The sequence below is a fragment of the Brakhagea slesvicensis genome (assembly GCF_052161625.1).
Taxonomy (GTDB): domain Bacteria; phylum Planctomycetota; class Planctomycetia; order Pirellulales; family Pirellulaceae; genus JBKCUI01.
In genome coordinates, this window is sequence record NZ_CP197412.1 from 95,289 (window position 1) to 116,342 (window position 21,054).

A 21,054-nucleotide genomic window follows, 5' to 3' on the forward strand; every position below is an offset into this window, starting at 1 on the left:
GAACTGGCTTTCCCGTTCGCTGTAGGTGTCTTCGGCGAGCTTCAGTAGTTTCTTGACAATCTGTTCTGGCTCTTGCCCCTTGAGATCCTCGACATTGACTTGGATGCCGAATTTATTGGCCATCCATCCCGCCAGGGATTTCAATCCAAAGTCATCGGTCAGGAACACAGCCCCTTCGGAGAGGTCGATCGATTCGATGTACTTGGTCGCGCTTTCGATCAGCTCTTCATCCATGCGATCGCGGTCGGTTTTCTTTAACGAGCTAACGGTGTAGTTCGTATTGAACCTCGCATTGACCCATTTGGTCATCGCTTCCCAATTCCATTCGGACTGTTCGGTTTCCAGAGGAAGGTTCTCATCGATAGCATCTAAAATTTGGGTCTCAGCGGCTCGTTCTGTCTGATCCTTGGCGTAGAGGACAGCGGTGTTGGGTTCGACCCCTCGGAAGTCTTTGGGATCGAGTTGAACACCGAGTCGGGCGCCAGCCCATTTCGCGTAGGACTCCGCGCCGAAGAGCGGATCGCAATACTGTTCCACATTGCTTTGAATCTGCTCGCGGAGTTGGTTCATGACCAAATCGCGGCAACTGGTTCCGTCCAGAATCTCCTGCCTATAGCCATAGACCCGTTTGCGTTGGTAATCCATGACTTCGTCGTATTCGAGCAAACTCTTTCGGGCTTCGAAGTTTCTCTCCTCGACCTTCTTTTGAGCGCCTGAGATTCGTTTCGAAACATAGGGACTTTCGATGGCCTCGCCATTGCCCATGCCCATCCGCTTCATCCACTCTCGAACCCATTCTCCCGCGAAGATACGCATCAAATCGTCTTCGAGCGACAAGTAGAAGCGACTGGAACCCGGGTCACCTTGCCGGCCGCAACGACCTCGAAGCTGAAGGTCGATGCGTCGCGATTCGTGTCGTTCGGTTCCGACGACGTAGAGACCACCTTTCTTGCGAACCTGTTCCCCTTGGGATTTCATTTGTTCGCGCTGTTCGATTTCGTGGACCAGCGATTCCCATTCATCCTTCGGGACTTCCAATCGGGTTGGATAGCGATCTTGCAGTTGAGCCCAAGCCATGGTGTCGGGGTTTCCACCGAGAATGATGTCGGTCCCCCGACCGGCCATGTTGGTCGCAATCGTAACAGCTCCCATACGTCCCGCTTGGGCAACGATTTCCGCTTCGCGTTTGTGTTGTTTGGCGTTGAGAACCTCTGCCTTTACCCCACGCTGATCGAGCAATCTCGCAAGCTTTTCGCTCTTTTCGATCGAGACGGTCCCGACCAAGATCGGGCGACCGGAGTATTCGATTTCGTTGATTTCCGTGCGGGGAACCGTCACCAGTTCTTTGGAGTCGGATTTCTTGAGAGTGACTTCGGTATCGTTTTCCGATTGGATGGTTCCTACCAAAGCCCCTTTGCTCCGATCGACATATCGGATCGTATCGAATTTGTGAACGCGTTCGACTTCATCTGCGACGGCGTCGAATTTTTCTTGCTCCGAAAGGTAGATCGCGTCGGGGAATTCGATGCGCTGCAATCCCCGGTTGGAAGGAATGGCGATGACCCCCAGTTTGTAGATCTTGTTGAACTCGTTCGCTTCGGTCATTGCCGTTCCGGTCATTCCGGCGATCTTGCGATAGAGTTTGAAGAAGTTCTGGAGGGTGATCGTCGCGAGAGTTTGGGTTTCCTCTTTGATTTGGACCCCTTCTTTGGCTTCGACAGCTTGGTGCAATCCATCGCTCCACTGACGACCTTCCATCAATCGGCCGGTGAATTCGTCGACGATGATGATTGCGCCATCCTTGACGACGTAGTTGACATCTTTCTTGTACAAGTGGTGGGCTTTGAGGGCATTGTCCAGCAGGTGGGGCCACTCCATGTTTCCGACCGTGTAGAAGCTTTCGACGCCGGCCAAGTTCTCGGCTTCGCGAATCCCGGCATCGGTCAAGTTCACCGTGTGATCTTTTTCGTTGACAACGAAGTGGTCCTCTCGCTTCAACGCGCGGGCCACTTTATCGGCGTCGGCGTATTTCCCCATGTCCCGAGCCGCGCTCCCGGAGATGATAAGCGGTGTACGGGCTTCATCGATCAGGATGTTGTCAACTTCGTCGATGACAGCGTAATTAAGTGGCCCTTGGACCTGTTGCTGCTCGGGTGGGAATCGATGATCGCCGCGAGAGGCCATGCGCATGTTGTCGCGCAAATAGTCGAATCCCAATTCGTTATTGGTGGCGTAGGTGATATCCGCGGCGTAGGACTGCTGGCGTTGAGAGTTAGACATTCCGCTTTGGATGCTGCCGACGGTGAGTCCCAGCCCCATGTAGAGAGGGGCCATCCACTCCATGTCCCGTCGCGCTAAGTAGTCGTTGACGGTGACAACGTGGACTCCCTTTCCTTCGAGCGCGTTGAGATAGGCGGGAAGCGTCGCCACGAGCGTCTTTCCTTCTCCGGTGATCATTTCGGCGATGTTTCCGCCGTGAAGAACCATTCCACCGATGAGCTGCACGTCGTAGTGACGCATTTTGAGGAATCGTCGGCCGGCTTCACGGCACGTTGCAAACGCTTCGACGAGGATGTCTTCGAGCGTTTCACCATCGGCCAAACGTTTGCGAAATTTGACCGTCTGCTCCCGGAGTTCCTCATCGCTGAGGGAAGTCATTTTCGGTTCTAGTTCGCCGACGAGTTTGGCAAGCTCGCTAAAGCGCTTGATCTGTCTGGAGTTGGCTGAGCCAAAGAAAACCGTCAGGCCTCGATCCAGTCCTCCCAATACTCCGTTGACGGCATTGGAAGTCCCTTCCCAGATTTTTTCGAGCAGTTGCATTTTGCGGACAGATCTTAGAGAAACAAAGCGCGGTTGGAGCCGCAGGTGGAGTCGTAAACAGCCCCGTGAATCGTCGTGGCCAAGGAGGCCCAGGCGACGACTGTGGTCCTATTCTACGTATTTTCCGAGTTTGGTCGCGGGGAGCGTATCGATTCGGTAGACTTGCGTCAATTCAAGCATTTGATCTCGTCGCCCCTCCGGACCCTCCGTCGCAATGGACACGTCGTATTCCACTTGGTACCAAAATGGCCTTTCGTTCGAGTGCACGCAATGTGGCAATTGCTGCAGCGGCCCTGGAACTGGATACGTCTGGGTGAGCGAGAGCGAGATTGCGGAGATCGCTAAGGCTGTGGGCATGGAGGACGACCTCGATGGTTTTGAGCGGAAATTCACGCGTCGCATCGGAGCTCGAGTCAGCTTGGTCGAGTATTCCGACGGCGACTGTATTTTCCTGGAACCCGAGACTCGGCGCTGTTCCGTTTACGAATCGAGACCCTCGCAATGCCGGACTTGGCCGTTCTGGGAGTCGAATATCGCCACCCCCAGAGACTGGAAAGAAATTTCAAAGAATTGCCCAGGGTGCAATCGAGGCCGCTTGTATAGCATCGAGGAGATTCGCAAGGTGATCGACGGGGAGCAGCAAGCGGAAAAGGCCTTCGATGGACCAGATTGCGGAGCGTAGGTCGGATCGGTTGGGACTCGATCAGGGTGTCTCCATGATGGCCACTTGGACGTAGTTATACCAACCGAGTAGGTATATTTCTTCCAGCGTGGCCCAGTGGCTTTGGGGGCCCCAAAGGGATTTTTGGCATCGAGGGCAAGCCGGTTCCCCTTCATTCTTGGTGAGGATGCGTTCTTGGAGAGAGGGAGTGGACCAAACCGCATCGCACTCGTCACACAGAATGGTCGCAACCGATTCCGAGGGATTCGCATCGGACTTGCATATCCGCGGCCTCAATAGACCTTGTTCACAGATGGGACACGAGCAAATGTACAGTAATTTTGAGGTCGGCATGGGTCTTTAGAACGGGTAGGCGGTGATTACGGAATCGTCATCCAAGACAATTTTGAGCTTTCTCAATGGCGGATTGGATTTCCGTTTCCCTTCTTGTCCCCCCAAGAAACCGATCTCGCGAGGGAATTGGACCTCGAGAATCGTCCTTCCTGCGTCCCGCGAACTCGAAGTCCCCGACGCTTTTTTCATCGCTCTGAGGTAGGCGTCGTCGATCGCCTGCAGGAATTCGGCCATCGAGCCACGAAAGACTCCGTGGGGGCCAGGTCGCTCGGGGATATCGCGGAGGTGCCGTTCCAAGTGTTTCAGTCGATGGCCCTCTTCCGAACCTCGTTTGTAGAGCAATCCAGCGGGAGATTGGAAGGTTTGTTCGGCGATCTTCTCTAAGAACGTCTCGGCCGAGTTCTTTGCGGAGGTTGCTGTCGAGGTGGCTGTCGAGGTGGTCGTTGCATCCCGGGAGGCTTCGGACGCTTCCACGCCAGCATCTTGCGGTACCGACAATTTGTCAGAGCGCGAGGGAGACGAGGGGTTATCGGGACGTTTGGAGTCGGAATCCGCGACCCAGAAAGCCGGCAATTCCCAGCCAAATTGTCGGTTAAGCCAGGGTTGCGCGACGCTGTAGAGGGCGAGGAGCAGAACGATACCAATCAGCCAAACGGGGCTTCGCGCTCGCAGTGGATTCCGTGGGTTGAATTTGGAAAGCTGGTTGGGGGCTTGTCGTTTTGCGATCATGCAATGGTCCTTGAAAGTAGCTTCGATCATACATGCAGGTGGAGACTTGGTGCCATTCCAACTACAATGGGGCTGGACGTTTGGAGTCTCCCTGCCTTGCTTTTCCCACCTTCTTGCCGCTCGAACCCACCATAGGTTTCAACCTTGTATTGGCTAGCCGAAATCTGCGTAAAGCGACCTGTGTTCGCTCTGATGCTCGTGATGGCCCTCGTCGTTGCGGGAATTGTTGCTTTCCCCAGTTTGGGGATCGACCGTTATCCGAGCACGGATTTGCCGACGGTTTTCATCCGCACGAATTACCCCGGGGCGGCCTCCCAAGAGGTCGAGTCCGAGGTCTCCCAAATCGTTGAGGATGCGGTGTCGACCGTCGCAGGGATCGAGGAATTGCGCAGTATTTCCAACGACGGCAGTTCGATTTGTATCATCACGTTCGCTCTTTCACGGGATATCGATGCAGCGTTGCAGGACGTTCGGGATGCTGTCTCCGCGGTCTCGAACCGACTGCCCGACACGGTGGATCCGCCGGTCGTCCAGAAATCGGATATCGATTCCAGCCCCATCATGACCATCGCGGTGTCGGGAGAGCGAACTCCGACCGAGTTATATTTTCTGGCGGATCGATACGTCAAAAGCGTCATCGAATCGAGCAAAGGAGTTGGTCAAGTATCCATTTCCGGCGCGGCCGAGCGTGCAATCAAGGTCAACGTCGATGCGAAGCGGCTTGCGGCGTACGAAATGTCGATCTTGCAAGTGCGTGAGGCATTGGTGCGGCAAAACACAGAAGTTCCGGGTGGCCGAGTGGACGAGGGACTTCGAGAGCGATCGCTTCGGACCCTTGGACGCGTCGAGGCGGCGAAAGATTTTCCTGAATTGGTCGTCGATACGATCGATGGAGTCCCGATTCGCCTGAAGGATTTAGGGACGGTCGAGGACTCGACCAAAGAGGTTCGGACCATCGCGAGACTCGATGGCGTTCCCACCGTCACCTTGAGCGTCCAACGTCAATCCGGTGAGAACACCGTCAATGTGATCGCAGGTGTGAAGGAGCGTCTGGAACGATCGCGTGGACTGTTGCCGTCGGATGTCAACGTGACAGTGATCCAAGATCAGTCGCGTTACATCCTTGCAGCCCTCCACGAGATCGAGAACCACTTGATTTCCGGTTCGATTCTTGCATGTCTGACCGTTCTCCTGTTTATGCGTTCATGGCGATCGACGTTGATTGCATCGGTGGCGATCCCTGCTTCTATCATCGCCACGTTTGCGTTCATGAAGGCATTCGGATTTACGCTGAACAACGTCACAATGCTCGCATTGGTATTGATGGTAGGAGTCGTGATCGACGATGCGATCGTCGTGCTTGAAAACGTATTTCGTTGCATCGAGGAGCTTGGGATGGATGCCAAGCAAGCGGCGATTGAGGGGACCAAAGAGATCGGTTTAGCCGTATTGGCGACAACCGTTTCCCTGGTGATCGTCTTTTTGCCGGTGTCGTTCCTATCCAGCGTGACGGGCCGCATGCTGTTTGAGTTCGGAGTAACCGCCACGGTCGCCATTCTCGTTTCGATGTTTATCAGCTTCACTCTGACTCCAATGATGTGCAGCTTGTTGTTGAAGAGTCCGACGGCAGAAGAGCGGGCCAAAGCGAAATCTCATGAGAAAGGGACTCGAGGAGGGTTCTACCATTGGATCGAAGTCGGCTACATGGCGACCCTCAAGCTAGCGATGCGATACCGCTTCGCGACGTTGATCTTGTGCGTCCTCACGATCCTGGCCAACATCCCGTTATACGGATGGGTGCGACAGGACTATATCCCCACCAACGTTGATGAGTCTGAGTTTGAAGTCAGCATCAATGCCAAAGAGGGGACCACCATTTTGGCGATGAATTCCGCGGTCGAGCAAATCGAAAAGACTTTGCAGGCGATCCCGGGAGTGGAATTAACGTTGACGTCGGTTGGCTCGCGAGGATTCGGCGGCGTGAACAGTGCGAACATTTACGTGCGGTTGGAAGATGCCGAAAAGAGAAGCTTCTCGCTGCACCGTCTTTGGAAGGAGCTCCTACGAGGGCAACCGAAAGAAGCATTCGAAGGAAACTATTCCCAGCAGGAAAAGATGGCCGAGATCCGTGGGTTGCTCAAATCGTTTCCCGACGTTCGTTTGTCGCTTCGCAATCTTACGTCGTTGCGGCAAGGCCCGAATGTCGACATCGATTTCACGATCACGGGGCCAGACCCCAAGGCATTGGCAACATTTAGTGAGAAGGTCCGTTCGGCGGTCTTGAACAATGTGGATGGGGTCGTCGACATCGATACCACATTGCGGCTGGATAAGCCAGAATTACTTGTCGACATCGATCGGGAGCGAGCGGCAGCGATGGGAGTCTCCGTTCAAGAGATTGCAGATACGCTTCGAGTCGCTGTCGGAGGAGACGACCGAGTCTCCCGATACCGGGATGCCTCCGTGGATGATGCCTACGACGTCGAGTTGCGATTGGTAGGAGTCGACCGGCAAGACACCGATTCCATTTCGCAGTTGTACGTTCGAACGAATCCAGCCGCCGTGTCGATGATTAGTAGAGAGCCCAACTCCCCACCGACCGATGGGTCAAGTCGAACAACTCTGACGCGTGTCGAGAATTTGGTGAATTTTCAGTTCGCGGATTCGCAAGCTCGGATCGACCGATTGGATCGGCAGCGCATGGTTGCGATTCGAGGGAATCTGTCCCAAGGCTACGCGTTGGCAGACCGGATCGATGCCATCAAGCGAGAGGCCGATGCGATTGGGGTCCCGCCTGGCTTTGAGACTCGCGTTATGGGTCGAGGAAGAGAACTTGATAGGACGCTGGGAGAATTTCGCTGGACGTTTCTTCTCAGTTTCATCTTCATGTACATCGTGCTGGCAGCCCAATTCGAGCATCTTGCCCATCCCTTGACCATCCTCTTTACCCTTCCGCTATCGGTTCCTTTCGGTTTGATCAGTTTGTACTGGGGAAATGAGACGCTCAATGTGTACTCGGCGCTGGGGGTACTGGTTCTCTTTGGAGTGGTAAAGAAAGCGGCGATTCTGCAGATCGACTGCACGAATGCGTTGAGACACAAAGGGATGGATCGAGAGTCGGCCATTCTCCTTGCCAACCGAGACCGTTTGCGTCCTATTCTCATGACGACGATTTCGTTTGTTGCCGGACTGCTACCATTGTTGATAGCGACAGGGCCGGGTGCGGAAGAACGCCGCTCCATTGCTGTGTTGGCGACCGGTGGGCAGACTCTGTCCCTGCTCCTAACCCTGTTGGCTGTTCCGGTTCTCTACAGTTACTTGGACGATTTAGATGGTCCCTTTCGCAAGTGGTTTCGCAAAGACAAGTCCTCGAGTAAGGGAAACACGCCGTCGTCGTTACCCAACGCGGAGTCCTCGTCTCAAAATGCGGAGCCCTCTTCCCAGAATGCTGGTGCTTCATTGCAGAATGCAGGATAAGTCGTTCACGGGCGCTCGATGGGCTGGCTAGAATAGCGGCACTTTCTTCGTTCCCACCATTGCGAGCCCTTTGAATGATTCAAGCGAATCATCTGCATAAACAATTCCTCGTTCGCGGGCAACCGTTGGTTGCCGTTCATGATGTGAGTTTTCATGTCGCCAGCGGTGAGGTCTATGGTCTGCTCGGCCCCAATGGAGCGGGAAAGACGACTACGTTGCGCATGGTGATGGGTCTGTTGGAGCCGGATCGCGGGGAAGTTCGTATTGGAGACCAGGCCACGGCACTCGATCCCATCTCCCATCGGAGTATGCTCGGTCTGATCTCAACGAACGACGGCGTCTATCCTTGGCTTTCGGTCAAGGAGATGCTCCTGTACTTTGCAGATCTTTACGCCGTTGATTTGTCCGTGGCGAAGGAGCGGATGAAAGAGCTGACGAGCCAACTTGGAATCGACACGATCTTGGAGCAACGCTGTAGCACGTTGAGCACAGGGCAAAAGCAGCGAGTGATCTTAGCCCGAGGGTTGATGCATGATCCACCCGTCATGTTGCTCGATGAGCCGACGAGAGGTTTGGATGTCGTGGGAAGTCAAACGATTTTTCGGTTCATCGAATTGATACGAAGTCGCGGCAAAGCAGTTTTGCTCTCGACCCATCGGCTGGATGAGGCTGAGCGTGTATGCGATCGATTCGGACTCCTACATCGAGGGAAAATGCGATACGAAGGTAAGCTCGCCGACCTACAGCATGCAACAGGGCACCAACACCTAACCGATATGTTTATCGAACTCATTCACGAATCGAATGGCCAGCCCGATGGATGTTAGCACTTATCTCAGCGGCGGTCGGCTTCAGCGCCTTTGCTTGAAGGAGTTGCGTGAAAGCCTTCGCGATCGAAGAACCGTGATGACGTTAGTCCTCATGCCGATTCTCGTCTATCCTCTTCTAAGCATGGCGTTGCAACGCCTCTTGATCGGCGCGGCAGGCAGTTCCCCTGCTACCCCCTATGTTCTGGGGGTCGTCGATCCTGAACAGGGAAGAGCGATCGAGGAGGTTCTTAACGAAGGATCGGTTCTCGTCGAACAGGACTTGCCCTCTCCCATCCCTCCCCCAGAGTTTGCTTCGAACGATTCCGATGCCGAGGGTCAAGAGGACGCGACGGATCTGCCCACGAATCGCGTAAAGAAGTTGCTGAGTGAAATCGAACGGTTCCGGTTGGTGCAAGTAGACGAAGGGACTCTGCGCGAATCCTTGGAAGCTGGCATCATCGATGTCGCAATCGTTCAATTGCATCGAACTGAACGCCAGACACGCGAGGGAGCAATTTGGACGATCCAAGCGGAAATGGAATTCCGACAAGGGGATGGGCATAGCCAGGATGCTGCGAATCTTCTGAGACGACTTTGCCAATTGATCAACGATCAACAGTTTCGAGCATTGAGTCAGGCGCTAGGCAATCGCTTGGGACCCATCGTTCAACTTCGATCCATCGGAGTCGGAAGCAAACAGGACCCCTTCGCATCCGTCGCTTCGGTGATTCCGTTGGTTTTAATTCTGATGACCATTACAGGGGCAGTTTATCCTGCGATCGACCTCACAGCCGGCGAGCGGGAGCGAGGGACCATGGAGGCGATGATTGCTACCCCTGCGCCAAGATTTGCATTGCTCCTCAGCAAATATGTCGCCGTAGTAACCGTAGCCATCCTTACCGCGCTGGCAAACTTGTTCGCTACCTGGGTTACTCTCGCATTTGGCGGGTTGGGTGAAGCCTTATTTGGAGAGGGAGGTTTTGGTATTTGGACGCTTGTTCAGATCCTGCCCATCCTCGCGATTTTCGCGGCGTTTTTCAGTTCGATCTTGCTCGCCCTTTGTTCGTTCGCAAAGAGCTTCAAAGAGGCTCAGGCATATTTGATTCCCGTGATGTTGCTATCCCTCGCCCCTGGATTGGTTACCTTGATGCCGAATGTCGAGTTCACCAGTTTCCTTGCTGTGGTGCCGCTTCTAAATGTCTTGCTGCTTTCTCGCGATATCATGGGGGGTGGACCGTCGTTGATACCCGCACTGATTGCGATTATCACCACCATCGGATACGGAGGTGCGGCCTTGGTCGTAGCAGCGAACTTGTTCGGTGCAGCGAACAGCACTTCGTTAAGCCAAGCTAGCTGGAGTGATTTGATTCGGAGGCCTCGGAAATCGAGGAGTTTCCCGGAGTTGGGAGACTTCGCCATCTACTTGGCATTCCTTTTTCCGGCGTTGTTTGTCATCTCCAGTATGGGACGATTCCTGTCAGGGCAAACGGCATTGCTGATGGGTCTCAATGCGTTGGCGCTGGCAGTTCTATTCGTCTTGCTACCATCCCTTTGGCTCATCTATCAGCGAGTATCTCTAACAAACGCCTTGGGGCTCTCGAAGGGACAAGGGGCATTGACCAGCCCCGGGAGCGTTTGGGGGCGATTCTTCATGATTACACTTTCCGTCGTCTTGTTAGCCTCGACGTTGTGGATGTTCGCTCTCGAAGGAGTGCTCTTGTTCAAGTCGTGGAGTCTGGCTTCTTTCATTCCCGAACTGGAGAAGTGGAAGGCCGAATGGATGGCCATTCCGTTGACCTGGATTTTGATCACTCAAGCATTGATACCGGCCGTAGCCGAAGAAATCTTCTTTCGAGGCTTTACGTTGACATCGATGCAATCCCGTTTGAGGCCGTTGCTCGCCATTTTGGGAAGCAGTCTCCTATTCGCGTTGTTCCACATTATCTCGGGAAACGTTTTATCGTTGGAGAAGTTTGTACCAACCCTTTTGCTGGGTATTGCTCTTGGCTACACCGCTTGGACGTCAGGTAGTATCCTCCCGGGAATTTGGATCCACATGATCCACAACAGCATCGTCCTGCTGTTTTCAAGATTGGAAAAGGAGCAACTCACACCCTGGCTAGGGAACTCCGAACATCTCCCTGCACTATGGCTCGTTCTGGGAGCGATTGCTATCGGTGCCGCGGTCTTCTTGCTGGCATTTGCAAAGAGGGGAAAACCCCAAGTCGAGCGATTGGCTGGCGAAGGTGGTCCTGCTTGAAAAGAAGGACAGACTGGGCAGGAAGTCTAGGATCCGAGCGCAGCGTTCACCACTTCGCCTGATTTGTCAAAGGAGTTTTTCGTCGCCGTGGCAACTTGGCCGACGCTCGCTTGGACTGCGACCACGATGAGGGATAGCAAAATGGCGTATTCGATCGCCGTTGCACCCTCTTCCCCTCGTGAAAAGCGATGCCACCGTAATTTTGTAAGTCTCATGTTACACCCATCGATGGAAAAATGCGGGCCTAGAGAAACCATAGTTCCATCCAGTCAGCGGTGCGTCGTGGGATGCCGATGCCGTAGTTGAATTCCCAGAAGATCCCACCGTGGCCCGTCAAATTCGCTAGAACTCCTATCTTCTCATCGTTGAGAGAGCGAACAACGTTGCGGTTTAAAATCTAACGATTTTAACGATCGTACTCATGATGAATGGCTTGAGCGTCCGATTTCACCGACACGCGGCGATGGGTCGTGGAATGCCTTGATTTCACACGGCAGGGATGGCCGGAGAAATTGCCTCAAGCGGGGATTGAACGAATGTACGAGTCGTTTTTTGGATTTGTGAACCGACCATTCTTGGCTGCGCCTTCGTTGGATCGTTACTTTCCTTCCAATTCGATGGAGCAAACGGTCCAAACAGCGGCCCGTGCCATTTCTCGTGCGGAGGGCCCCGTTGCCGTTTTTGGCGGAACCGGGCTTGGGAAAACTCTGTGTTGCCTGCGATTGGCAGAACATTTTCGACGTTCCTTTGAAGTGGTGATGCTTGCAAGCTCGCCATTGGTCACTCGTCGCGCATTGCTTCAAAGTCTCCTGTTCGAACTTCAGATGCCATATCGCGATCTCAATGAGGGAGAGCTACGGCTCACGCTGATGAATCGGCTGCAGTCACCTCAAGATACGGGAAGCGACGGCGTCTTATTGATCGTCGATGAAGCCCAGACTCTTTCCTTGAAGCTGCTGGATGAGATCCGCCTGTTGACCAACATCCATCGCAATGGCGTACCGCGAGTTCGACTGGTGCTCTGTGGGAATATGAAGCTTGATGAAGCGTTGTGCAACCCAAACATGGAGTCGCTCAGCCAGCGATTGGCAGCACGTTGCTATCTCATGCCCCTTTCGATTCAAGAGACTGCCGCCTACGCAATTCATAAAATTGAATTGTGCGGAGTCAATCACGCTCGCGTGATCACCCGCGATGCGTTGGATGCGCTGCATCGCGGTTCGGATGGTATTCCTCGATTGATCGATCAACTTGCCGACCAAGCAATGTGGATCGCAGCTCAAGAAAGGATTTGCCCCGTAACGGCCGACGTGATCGGCAAGGCGTGGGGCATGCTCCAGCAGCTCCCAAATCCTTGGAGCGAGCCAGAGTCCGTGAAGACGAAAGCAAAATCGGTCGAGATCGTGGCTCAACCGACATTGCCAGTAGAAATGCACACGACAGAAATGCACACGATAGAAACGCATACGGCTGAAACGCAAACTGCGGAACTGCATACGGTTGAGCTGGCGAGTCCTGCTTCTTCAAATCAAGTCTCAAGTTCGGTTCTGGAAAGCCTGATTACCGTTTCGAAGAATTCCATTCCATCCATCGTTGAGTTCGGACCGCTCGATGATTTGGAAGAAATAGAAACGGAAACGGAAGAGGAAGAAGTAGTGATCCACGGTGCACCAGAAGGGCACGAGGATTACACCCTGCAACCGCTAGCCGAAGCAACTCCGTCTCGCTTGGAATCGATTGTTTCTCAGGATCCATTTGGAAGCGATTTCGACGAAGAGTTCAATCTCCCTGTCCAATCTTCTGCAGGCTATCAAGCCTATTCGGGGGTAGCCTTCGGAAGCTTGAATCATGACTTGGAACGTATCGAACCATTTGCGACAACGAGCAACGACGAAATTCCTGAAGCAGATTCGTTTATGGAATCGGAGCCAGTGCTTGGACCTCCTGCATTCCCATTGCAACGTTGGGACGAACCGAGCGAAACCGTGTACTCGAATATGACTCCCTCCCAAGCGGCGAGCCTGGAAAAGCAAGTGGAGGAGGAAATGCGTGATTTGGTTTCCGAACTCAATCTCAGCGCCATGGCCTTCGATCCCACTCAAATCATAGTCGAACTCGAGCCGAGCTATCCCATCGAGAGTGCTCCCCCTACTGCCACGGAAGAGGAAGCGATGATGGCGGACGCAGCGTTCCACACCGCGGGTACCTTTGCGGAGATGAGGGATGAATGGAACCTCACAGGAGGAGTGGGTGATGCAATGATTAGCAAACCCGTCGCAAGCGACGATCGGGACATGCTGGTCATCGAAGAGGATATCGAGACGATCAAGGCATCGGTGCCGGCTCCCAAGACTGGAGCCAATCGTCCTGTTCTCCATCCCTATGCGAAGTTGTTCAGCAATCTGAGAAACAATTGATGAACGTGCAACAGATCTCCATCCCAATTTCAGCCATCGTCAAATCGATCAAGAAAAGGGATCCATTCGTTTTAGGAATTGCCTCCCTCTCGTCAGAAGGGAGTGGGATCGAATCGCTTTGGCCAGAAATCGTCGACGAATTAGCACGCGCTCTCGGCGTCGAACTCTCGACCAAGCCCTATCGTGTCCGGGCGGAGGATTTGCCAGGCGACGACGTTCTATCCTCGAGGAATCAACGTTTTGCGGGGATTACGGAGGTGTCGAAGTGGCGTCGGCATCGGTTGACGCTCCTCGATTTTTGCATTCCGTCCGATCAAGACCTCTTAAGTCTCGGGCGGCAGTGTGATGGGCTAGTCATCCTCGCAACGCAACCCGATCGCGAGACCCAAAAACGTGTCCGTCATCTACGTGGCCATGGGATAGAAGTGCTGGGATACTGGACCCATGTTGTAAACCTCAGTCCTTTGGCGATTGGTTAGAGCGGACGGTCCCAACAAGATCGAGAAGGGAAGATTGCAATGGCGAAGTGCTTGGTGACCGGCGGAGCAGGATTTATCGGTTCTCACATCGTTCATGGACTGGTGGATGCCGGGCATTCGGTGCGAGTCCTGGATAATCTCGGAACGGGTTCCCTGAAGAATCTGGAGGCCGTCTCCGATCGCGTCGAGTTCGTTAAGGGGAGCGTCACCGACCCGATTGCAGCACAAGAAGCGTTGTCTGGCATCGAGCGCGTGTTCCATCAAGCCGCCTTGGCATCGGTCCCCTTGTCGTTGGAGAAGCCGCTCGACACCCATGATGCTTGTGCGACTGGGACATTGAACATGTTGCACTGGAGTGTCAAAGCCAAGGTGAAGCGCTTTGTTTACGCGGCCAGCAGCAGCGCCTACGGCGATCAGCCCACTTCCTCCAAAAGAGAGACGGATCTTCCGATGCCTCTCTCACCCTATGCCGTAGCGAAGTTGACCGGGGAATACTACTGCCAAGCCTACTACCATAGTTTTGGGCTGGAAACGGTCGGCATTCGCTACTTCAATGTCTATGGCCCCAGGCAGGATCCAAACAGTCCCTATTCGGCGGTTATTCCACTCTTTGTGAGCCGCATTTTGCAGGGGCAGCCTGCCCTCATTTACGGTGACGGATTGCAGTCTCGCGACTTCACCTACGTCGCCAACGTCGTGCATGGGAATCTGCTAGCCGCGGAAAGGCCAAATATTGGAGGCCGGGTGATCAATGTCGCCGATGGACGGCAGACCACATTGCTTCAACTACTCGACTTCTTAGGAGAGATGCTACGCTGTCGTCCAAAGATCGAGTTCATGCCTCCCCGTATCGGCGACGTTCGCGAAAGCTTGGCCGATATCACGTTAGCGAGAAGATTGCTGGGGTATGAGCCGCAAATCGGACTGGAGGAAGGCCTGAGGAAGACCATCGACTACTATCGTCAGACGGCCCGCTAGATATCAATTGGCTCGTGATCATTATCACCGATGCCGGGGGCTCGTTCCTTCACGAGGTAGGCTTTGTTCTCGTGATCGAGGGTTAATCGAGTTTCGATCACCGCAGCGCCGAGGAATAGGGGCCCCATCCATGAGCTATCGGCGTAATTGCACCGGATGTGAACTTCTACTTCTGCCGTATTATCGTTGATGGTTTCTGGCGTTACTTGAATCGTTGCCTTTCGAATCCCCGTTGCGTTCAGGATGCGAGTGGCGACTTGACGGACATCGCTGGATGTAGCCCCGGGGATGATCCCTGCTCGAGCACCTTCGTAGGCCGCTTGATCGACCGAGTGACGCGCGAACATAAAGCGAGAGAACTCGACACCAGCCATCAGGATCATGAAGAAGATCCCTGCGCAGAAGGCAAATTCGACAGTAAAAGCGCCTCGCCGATTTTTGGTCGCCACCCGATAGCGGGATGAAGGATGCGATCGGTAATTCGAAATGGTCATCGCGTTGGCGTTCCTCTTTACTCTGTCAACATGTTCGGTAGGGTCGCAGCAATCGTACGAAACGTTTTGGTCAACGATTCTGCATCGGGCGCGACATAGCATTGTCCCCCGCCTGCTTGGGAAACTTGCGTCATCAATTGCACGTCTGCTTGATCGCTGAATGCGATGGTATGGATTCGGATGTTCATTTGTCGGGCTAAGTTCGCTAGTTCGACTGGATCATCACCTTGCGTTTTGATTCCATCTGTAAGAAGGATGATCGTCTTCGAAGATGTGATCCGGATTTTGGACGGATCGGTCAGGGCGTTGATTCCCTCTCGTAATCCCGCAGCGATATTGGTGTTGCCGATCAATGGCTGCTGCGCGATGGTATCGAGACGAGCGGGAAGATTCGTGTAGGTAGTCGTGAGGGGTTCATCGATACTTGCGACCACCGACGACCAGATTCCAAAGGTGAAGTTGCTGGAATAGGACGCCAGGGCAACGCGGCTTTGGATCGGAGACTCTTCGAGGACTTGCACGAAACCATCGATCGCGTCCCTCAGGGCAGCCCAACGACTCAGCGTGGGGTGAGCTAGCTGAAAGTAGTTCTGTAGGGGTGACTTTCCGGCAAGGTCACCTGGGTATTCAAATGCCTTGTCTCCGAGCGACCATGCCATGGAGCCCGATCGGTCTACCACGACGCAGACGTCCATTTCGATGCGTGTTGCCGAAGCATACTGCTCCAGCTGATATTTGGAATTGCCCATCATTTGGGGCATCATGATCAATGGCACACCTCCCTCGACCACTCGATTGAGACTGCACGCAACTCGGACCGAATTGGTGACCGAGGCCGAATCACCGGGGACTTCGGTGAACTTAAATGTTCCATTTTGCATCATCACTGAAGCGCCGATTTTGATATCGGAGTCTTGCAGTTTCACGGAGCGACCTGCAACACGGTGCAAAGAAGCGATCGACTTCGCGGCCTCGATAGCTTGTTGACGAGATTGCGATTGCCCGAGAACGACCAAGGCGGACTTAGCCGCCGCATCGGTCACCACACGCTGTTCGGTACGAAGCAGTTCCATGTAGGCAATATTGATTGCCAATCCAGAGAGTGCCGCCAATGCAAGAAACACGAAGGTGGCAAACAGAACAATGGAACCTTTTCGCAGTTCACTACCTCCGTCCTTGTTCAGCGTCTGGATAGCGGCGACACGACGGAGGGAAAATGGATAGGGACTGATTTTGAGAGAGTTTGTGTTGAGCATGATGGATTGGCTTCCTGGGGCAGTGCTCCGCTATTCGCGCAGCATGTGCACGTCCACGGTGAGAATTCCTTGATCTTTCAAGACGAATCGAGTGGGAGTATTGTTAGCCCAGGGAATGTTGACACGCACCCGAATGGATGTACCAGGGGTTAATTCCAAAAGGTTCGCGGGCTCAAGCTCGATCGACCCACCCTGGATCCGTCTTTGTGTCAAGATCGCATTGCAGCGCGCCATCACCTCTTCCGAGCTTGTGGTGCTTCGAACTCCCAGCCGTGCACCTTCGTAGGCGACCAATAAAGCGGATTGGCGAAGGAATATGCGTTGGCATATTTCAATCGTCCCCAATACGAAGATCAGCATCACCGGGAGGACGAGCGCGAGCTCTAGCGTCGCAACGCCGGTTCGGCGATGTCGCTGGAGTTGTGCGCGATTCGTTGGTGGGGGACGCATAAAGGACTGTCGTTTGCTTACAGGGAGGCTACATGGCCTCGAATGGTGAACTTAATTGGGTAATGTAGATGGGTCATCGGTCAGGGAGACGACATTTTCAATCCCGATGTCGACGACGAACAATGCATCGTTGTAGTCCTTATCGCCACCACCGAATAAGTCTTCGAAGCCGATGAGGATATAGGGACTGTTAGGGAGTGCGAAGGCAACGACGTGCTGGGTCCCGTCGCTATTCTTTTCAATGTCGTTCCAGTACCAAATGAAGTCGTTCGCCTTCCTCTTTTTCTCGTTAGCCCAAAGGTTGAACGCATCACCGATGAGGAAGAAGTCCAATTGCCAACCGTTGCCTCCTTTGCCGATTTCGACAAAGTCTCCTGCGCGAATGGGGGCGGTCACGGTCCTCTTGCCAGTACCTACGGAAGCATTCGGGTACATGACGCGAGGAGAGCCGGGCGTCGGGCTTCCAGCTGGGGTGAACGCAAACCCGACCGTATTCATATACCCAGCACCTTCAGCCAAGAAATAGACACGGATCGTTTCCCTTGCCTGCATTCTCAGAAAGAGCTTGGAAGAGTCGAGTTTGAACCCCGAGGCGTTGGTAAAGACGACACTCTCCGAAAGGTTGTCGTTGATGATTTTATTGAACACGGGCAAGTAGTTCTTGTTGAAATCCGCAGAGCGGGCATCGGAGCCGGAAACTTGAACCTGCCCGGCAAGCGTCAGGTTGAGCGGTACAGGGGTCGCTTGCGGGGATGCGGGGGTACCTCCAGAACAAATCGACGCACCGATGTGAACAAGGGCGAGACTTACCAAAGACTTTGAGAATTGCGCTGCCATAACCACATTCCGAATAGGACCAAGTGAGGGACTCGTCTAGAACCCTAGGTCAACTTCCGTTGTCAACTGCTTGGGGGAGGGCGGGAAACCGCATGATTTTCGCCGGAAAACCTTCAACGATCGTTGCAATCCGCAAAGTCGCCAAAGATGGTTCGACGGGAGGGGGGTGGCTGGAGCGAGCCACTCCTCTGGCCAATCTTTGTTCAGCATTTGGTCGGTCAACATCCAGTCACTATTCTGCGGAAGTGCTCAAGAAGCAACGTGCATGGATGGTGTGAAGTGGATGGAAAAAGGGCGTGACTCATGCGGAGGTGGAATATGTCGAGAGTAGAGAATCGGAGCCAGGGGTTTACGTTGGTCGAGCTTTTAGTCGTGATCGCCATCATTGGAGTTCTGGTGGGGTTACTCCTTCCAGCGGTTCAAGCGGCTCGCGAGGCGGCGCGACGGATGCAATGCAGTAACAATCTGAAACAGATTGCGCTGGCAACCATGAATTACGAGTCCACAACACAACGGATCCCCCCGAGCGCATGCGTCATCCCTCGAGTAACCACGAATGCCTCGTGGAGTATCCACGGTCGGCTATTCCCGTATTTAGAGCAGAACAATCTGGCGAACCAAATCGATTTAAGTACGTCGTGGAACCAGTTTCCGATATTGAGTGGCTATCGGGTCCCCACCTATGTCTGTCCTTCAGACCCAAGATCCAATACGCCTCGAGACACGGCGGCAACAGGGAGCTCTGTTTCCTTTCTGCTCTATCCCACCAACTACGCTTTCAACCTCGGTACATGGTTCGTCTACGATCCGGTAACCAATCGAGGAGGTGACGGTGCGACCCATCCCAATGCGAATTTCCGTGTATCTGCCATCTCAGACGGGATGAGCAATACACTCTGGGCCGCGGATGTGCACGCTTGGCAAGCCTACACACGGAACGGTGGTCCCCCGACAACGGTCATGCCACAGACGGTCGAAGAGGCCGCGATCATCGCAGACACGGGAATCAAAGATCGAATCTTTCCCGATCGAACCGGTACAGGTCGTTGCGAGTGGACGAACGGACATGCACACCATTCAGGCTTTACTGTTACCTTTGGGCCAAACACTCGTGTTCCCTACACCTACAATGGCGTGCAATACGATATCGATTACAACTCACGCCAAGAGGGAAACAGCACTACCGCACCGTCCTATGCGATTCTCACGTCTCGCAGCTTTCACACAGGGCTGGTTCAAGCGGCACGGCTGGACGGTTCGGTGCAATCCTTTAGCAATGGAACGGACCGCTTGGTTTGGCGGGCGCTCGGAACCCGAGCAGGTGGCGAGTCGATTCAACTGGAGCAATAAGGTCGCGGGTCAGTCCTCTACCCAACCCTTCCCAGCAAAGCTCACCTTCTCGTCCGATCGATTACCCAGATGCAGCGATGCGTTCATCGCTTCTTCAATCCAATGAAGATGCTTCGCGCGAGTTTGTTTCGTCAAGCCTGTTTCCGCGTTGGCGTCCTCCAAGGGACCTTCGAGGGCTAGCGATGACTCGGGTGCGGGCAAATTGCCGTTCGGTCGATGGACGGGAAAACCGACGGTGACACTGACTTTCGCCGGAAGAAACAGGGCGCTGTAAACTTCGGGACCAATCGGTGCACCTTCGATCCATATCGGGATTAGGGGCACGTCGCTTTTGGCCGCGACCAAGGCAGCTCCAGGTCGAATGGTGAGCAGGGGAGAAGAGGTGCGATTGATGCGGCCCTCGGGAAACATCCCCACAAAACCGCCTTGCGACGCATAGCGGATAGCAAGTTTCGTGGCACCATTGTCCGCGCCACCTCGCCGCGTCGGGATCGCCTGATAGGACTTTAACAATGGTCCAAAAAGCGGATGCGGGAAATATTCCGCCGCGACCATCCAGTGGACGCGTGCACCCGCTGCTAGCTGGATAAAAAAGGGATCGACGGACGATCGATGGTTGGCGATGAGCACCGCGCCTCCTCGGACTCGCTCTCGCAAACCATCCCGAAAAGAATCGATTGCTGTATGGCCAGAATGATTGTCCCATCTGGGGTCCCAGCGAATTTCCACTCGCCAAAGCAATCTCGCAAGCGTGTAGGCGGGCGCATAGAGGCACCGTTCCCAAACGTTATAAGGACCGGGAGACACGAGCCTTCTTCGAACCATCCATAGCATTGCGGCTGCGAGGCTACCAAGCCATAGCAAGGATACCCACCACGAACCAAATGGACCTATCGTTTGCATGCGTTATAACCGTCTCAATCCTTGCGAATACTAAAATCGACTTGATCGAATCCCGCCGGGCATGGATGGCCCGATTCTGAAAATGACACTCGCCCAGAAGCGGGATTTCGTCCTAGGCTTACAGTGATTTCTTGGTCTTCTCATTTGGTCCCGTCGAAGGTGTCGAACTTCATGTCCAGGACTCCGATCATCAGTGCACCACTCGCCGCAGCATCCTCCCCTAGCGACGAATCACTTCCTCAGTTGCCGTTTCCGGACCGGAGAAAACGATCCTCCACCGACTCGTCATCCGGTCCCCCCGGCGTTGAGAGAAGACAATTCGGAAACTCCTACAATCACCTTTCCTCGGACGGCCGCGAGCTTGCAGAAGCTATCGATCGCTACAAAATACAACATCGACGTCGGTATGTTACCACGGACGAGCTGCTTTCCGTCCTAAAAGGTCTCGGGTACTCGCGGAGTTGAACGGTCTCCCTTTTTTAATCGGCCGAAAGATTCGTCGGGCCTTTACCAACGGTCTTTTCGTACGAGCCGTCTCCGGTCTTGACGTACTTCGTGAATCCCAATCGCTTTAGATTGTCATCGTTCGTCGATTTTCCCATCGCCGAATCCGACCACATCCCACCTATCGACGGAGCGCTCAGTACCCGCCTTACAGGTTCGCCTGTGTCCGGATGTACCTGGAGCGGCTCGTCACTCATACGTTGAATCACTTCGAACGTTTCGGAAGGATTGTCTCCGTCTCGAACTATCTCATATACGTAAATCGGCATCGCTATT

17 protein-coding genes and 1 pseudogene are annotated in these 21,054 nt (G+C 54.0%); 8 read left to right on the forward strand and 10 right to left on the reverse strand.

What is annotated here, in order from left to right; translation table 11 throughout:
• Window positions 1-2,820, reverse strand: a pseudogene (gene secA, locus SH467x_RS00380) (preprotein translocase subunit SecA); the annotation flags it as partial.
• A 108-nt stretch (window positions 2,821-2,928) separates the two neighbouring features.
• The gene (locus SH467x_RS00385) at window positions 2,929-3,177 is read right to left on the reverse strand and encodes a hypothetical protein (RefSeq protein WP_482371418.1); all 249 of its coding nucleotides are present in this window, start codon (window positions 3,175-3,177) and stop codon (window positions 2,929-2,931) included.
• Here SH467x_RS00385 and SH467x_RS00390 point away from each other — a divergent pair.
• On the forward strand, window positions 3,134-3,502 hold the full coding sequence (locus SH467x_RS00390; RefSeq protein ID WP_482371413.1) for a YkgJ family cysteine cluster protein: 369 nt from the start codon (window positions 3,134-3,136) through the stop codon (window positions 3,500-3,502). The genes SH467x_RS00385 and SH467x_RS00390 overlap by 44 nt on opposite strands.
• 339 nt (window positions 3,503-3,841) lie before the next feature.
• On the opposite strand, the gene SH467x_RS00395 is transcribed toward SH467x_RS00390, so the two are convergent.
• On the reverse strand, window positions 3,842-4,564 hold the full coding sequence (locus SH467x_RS00395; protein ID WP_482369338.1) for a hypothetical protein: 723 nt from the start codon (window positions 4,562-4,564) through the stop codon (window positions 3,842-3,844).
• A gap of 144 nt (window positions 4,565-4,708) precedes the next feature.
• On the opposite strand from SH467x_RS00395, the gene SH467x_RS00400 reads away from it, so the two are divergent.
• The 3 genes from SH467x_RS00400 to SH467x_RS00410 all read left to right on the forward strand — a co-directional run bounded on the left by SH467x_RS00400 (window position 4,709) and on the right by SH467x_RS00410 (window position 11,110).
• Window positions 4,709-8,041, forward strand: a complete 3,333-nt coding sequence (locus SH467x_RS00400) for an efflux RND transporter permease subunit (protein WP_482369339.1) — start codon at window positions 4,709-4,711, stop codon at window positions 8,039-8,041.
• Between the two features lie 74 nt (window positions 8,042-8,115).
• The gene (locus SH467x_RS00405; RefSeq protein WP_482369340.1) at window positions 8,116-8,868 is read left to right on the forward strand and encodes an ABC transporter ATP-binding protein; all 753 of its coding nucleotides are present in this window, start codon (window positions 8,116-8,118) and stop codon (window positions 8,866-8,868) included.
• The gene (locus SH467x_RS00410; protein ID WP_482369341.1) at window positions 8,858-11,110 is read left to right on the forward strand and encodes an ABC transporter permease subunit; all 2,253 of its coding nucleotides are present in this window, start codon (window positions 8,858-8,860) and stop codon (window positions 11,108-11,110) included. The genes SH467x_RS00405 and SH467x_RS00410 overlap by 11 nt, the downstream gene beginning before the upstream one ends.
• 26 nt (window positions 11,111-11,136) lie before the next feature.
• Here SH467x_RS00410 and SH467x_RS00415 read toward each other — a convergent pair whose 3' ends face one another.
• On the reverse strand, window positions 11,137-11,325 hold the full coding sequence (locus tag SH467x_RS00415; RefSeq protein WP_482369342.1) for a Flp family type IVb pilin: 189 nt from the start codon (window positions 11,323-11,325) through the stop codon (window positions 11,137-11,139).
• Between the two features lie 321 nt (window positions 11,326-11,646).
• On the opposite strand from SH467x_RS00415, the gene SH467x_RS00420 reads away from it, so the two are divergent.
• The 3 genes from SH467x_RS00420 to SH467x_RS00430 are packed head-to-tail and all read left to right on the forward strand — an operon-like array spanning window position 11,647 to window position 14,984.
• Window positions 11,647-13,527 carry an ExeA family protein gene (locus SH467x_RS00420; RefSeq protein WP_482369343.1) on the forward strand — a complete coding sequence of 627 codons (1,881 nt, stop codon included), beginning with the start codon at window positions 11,647-11,649 and terminating at the stop codon, window positions 13,525-13,527.
• Window positions 13,527-14,006 (forward strand): hypothetical protein, encoded by a 480-nt coding sequence (locus tag SH467x_RS00425; protein ID WP_482369344.1) that lies wholly within the window; start codon window positions 13,527-13,529, stop codon window positions 14,004-14,006. The genes SH467x_RS00420 and SH467x_RS00425 overlap by 1 nt, the downstream gene beginning before the upstream one ends.
• Window positions 14,007-14,045: 39 nt before the next feature.
• The gene (locus tag SH467x_RS00430; RefSeq protein WP_482369345.1) at window positions 14,046-14,984 is read left to right on the forward strand and encodes an SDR family oxidoreductase; all 939 of its coding nucleotides are present in this window, start codon (window positions 14,046-14,048) and stop codon (window positions 14,982-14,984) included.
• Here SH467x_RS00430 and SH467x_RS00435 read toward each other — a convergent pair.
• The 4 genes from SH467x_RS00435 to SH467x_RS00450 are packed head-to-tail and all read right to left on the reverse strand — an operon-like array spanning window position 14,981 to window position 18,021.
• Complete coding sequence (locus SH467x_RS00435; RefSeq protein WP_482369346.1) at window positions 14,981-15,478, reverse strand: TadE/TadG family type IV pilus assembly protein; 498 nt, start codon at window positions 15,476-15,478, stop codon at window positions 14,981-14,983. The two genes, SH467x_RS00430 and SH467x_RS00435, sit on opposite strands and share 4 nt — an antisense overlap.
• Before the next feature lie 17 nt (window positions 15,479-15,495).
• A complete protein-coding gene (locus SH467x_RS00440) occupies window positions 15,496-16,734 on the reverse strand; it encodes a vWA domain-containing protein (RefSeq protein ID WP_482369347.1) in 1,239 nt (412 codons plus the stop codon).
• A 30-nt stretch (window positions 16,735-16,764) separates the two neighbouring features.
• Window positions 16,765-17,184, reverse strand: coding sequence for a TadE/TadG family type IV pilus assembly protein (locus SH467x_RS00445; RefSeq protein ID WP_482369348.1), 420 nt, complete (start codon window positions 17,182-17,184; stop codon window positions 16,765-16,767).
• Window positions 17,185-17,235: 51 nt separating this feature from the next.
• The gene (locus tag SH467x_RS00450) at window positions 17,236-18,021 is read right to left on the reverse strand and encodes a DUF4114 domain-containing protein (protein WP_482369349.1); all 786 of its coding nucleotides are present in this window, start codon (window positions 18,019-18,021) and stop codon (window positions 17,236-17,238) included.
• 318 nt (window positions 18,022-18,339) lie between these two features.
• Between SH467x_RS00450 and SH467x_RS00455 the strand changes: the two genes are divergently transcribed.
• Window positions 18,340-19,371, forward strand: coding sequence for a DUF1559 family PulG-like putative transporter (locus SH467x_RS00455; RefSeq protein ID WP_482369350.1), 1,032 nt, complete (start codon window positions 18,340-18,342; stop codon window positions 19,369-19,371).
• Window positions 19,372-19,380: 9 nt separating this feature from the next.
• Here the strand turns inward: SH467x_RS00455 and SH467x_RS00460 are convergent, their stop codons facing one another.
• Both SH467x_RS00460 and SH467x_RS00465 read right to left on the reverse strand, forming a co-directional pair.
• Entirely contained in the window at window positions 19,381-20,274 is an 894-nt protein-coding gene (locus SH467x_RS00460; RefSeq protein WP_482369351.1) for a lysophospholipid acyltransferase family protein, read from the reverse strand.
• A 479-nt stretch (window positions 20,275-20,753) separates the two neighbouring features.
• On the reverse strand, window positions 20,754-21,047 hold the full coding sequence (locus SH467x_RS00465; RefSeq protein ID WP_482369352.1) for an FmdB family zinc ribbon protein: 294 nt from the start codon (window positions 21,045-21,047) through the stop codon (window positions 20,754-20,756).
• Window positions 21,048-21,054 lie beyond the last annotated feature (7 nt).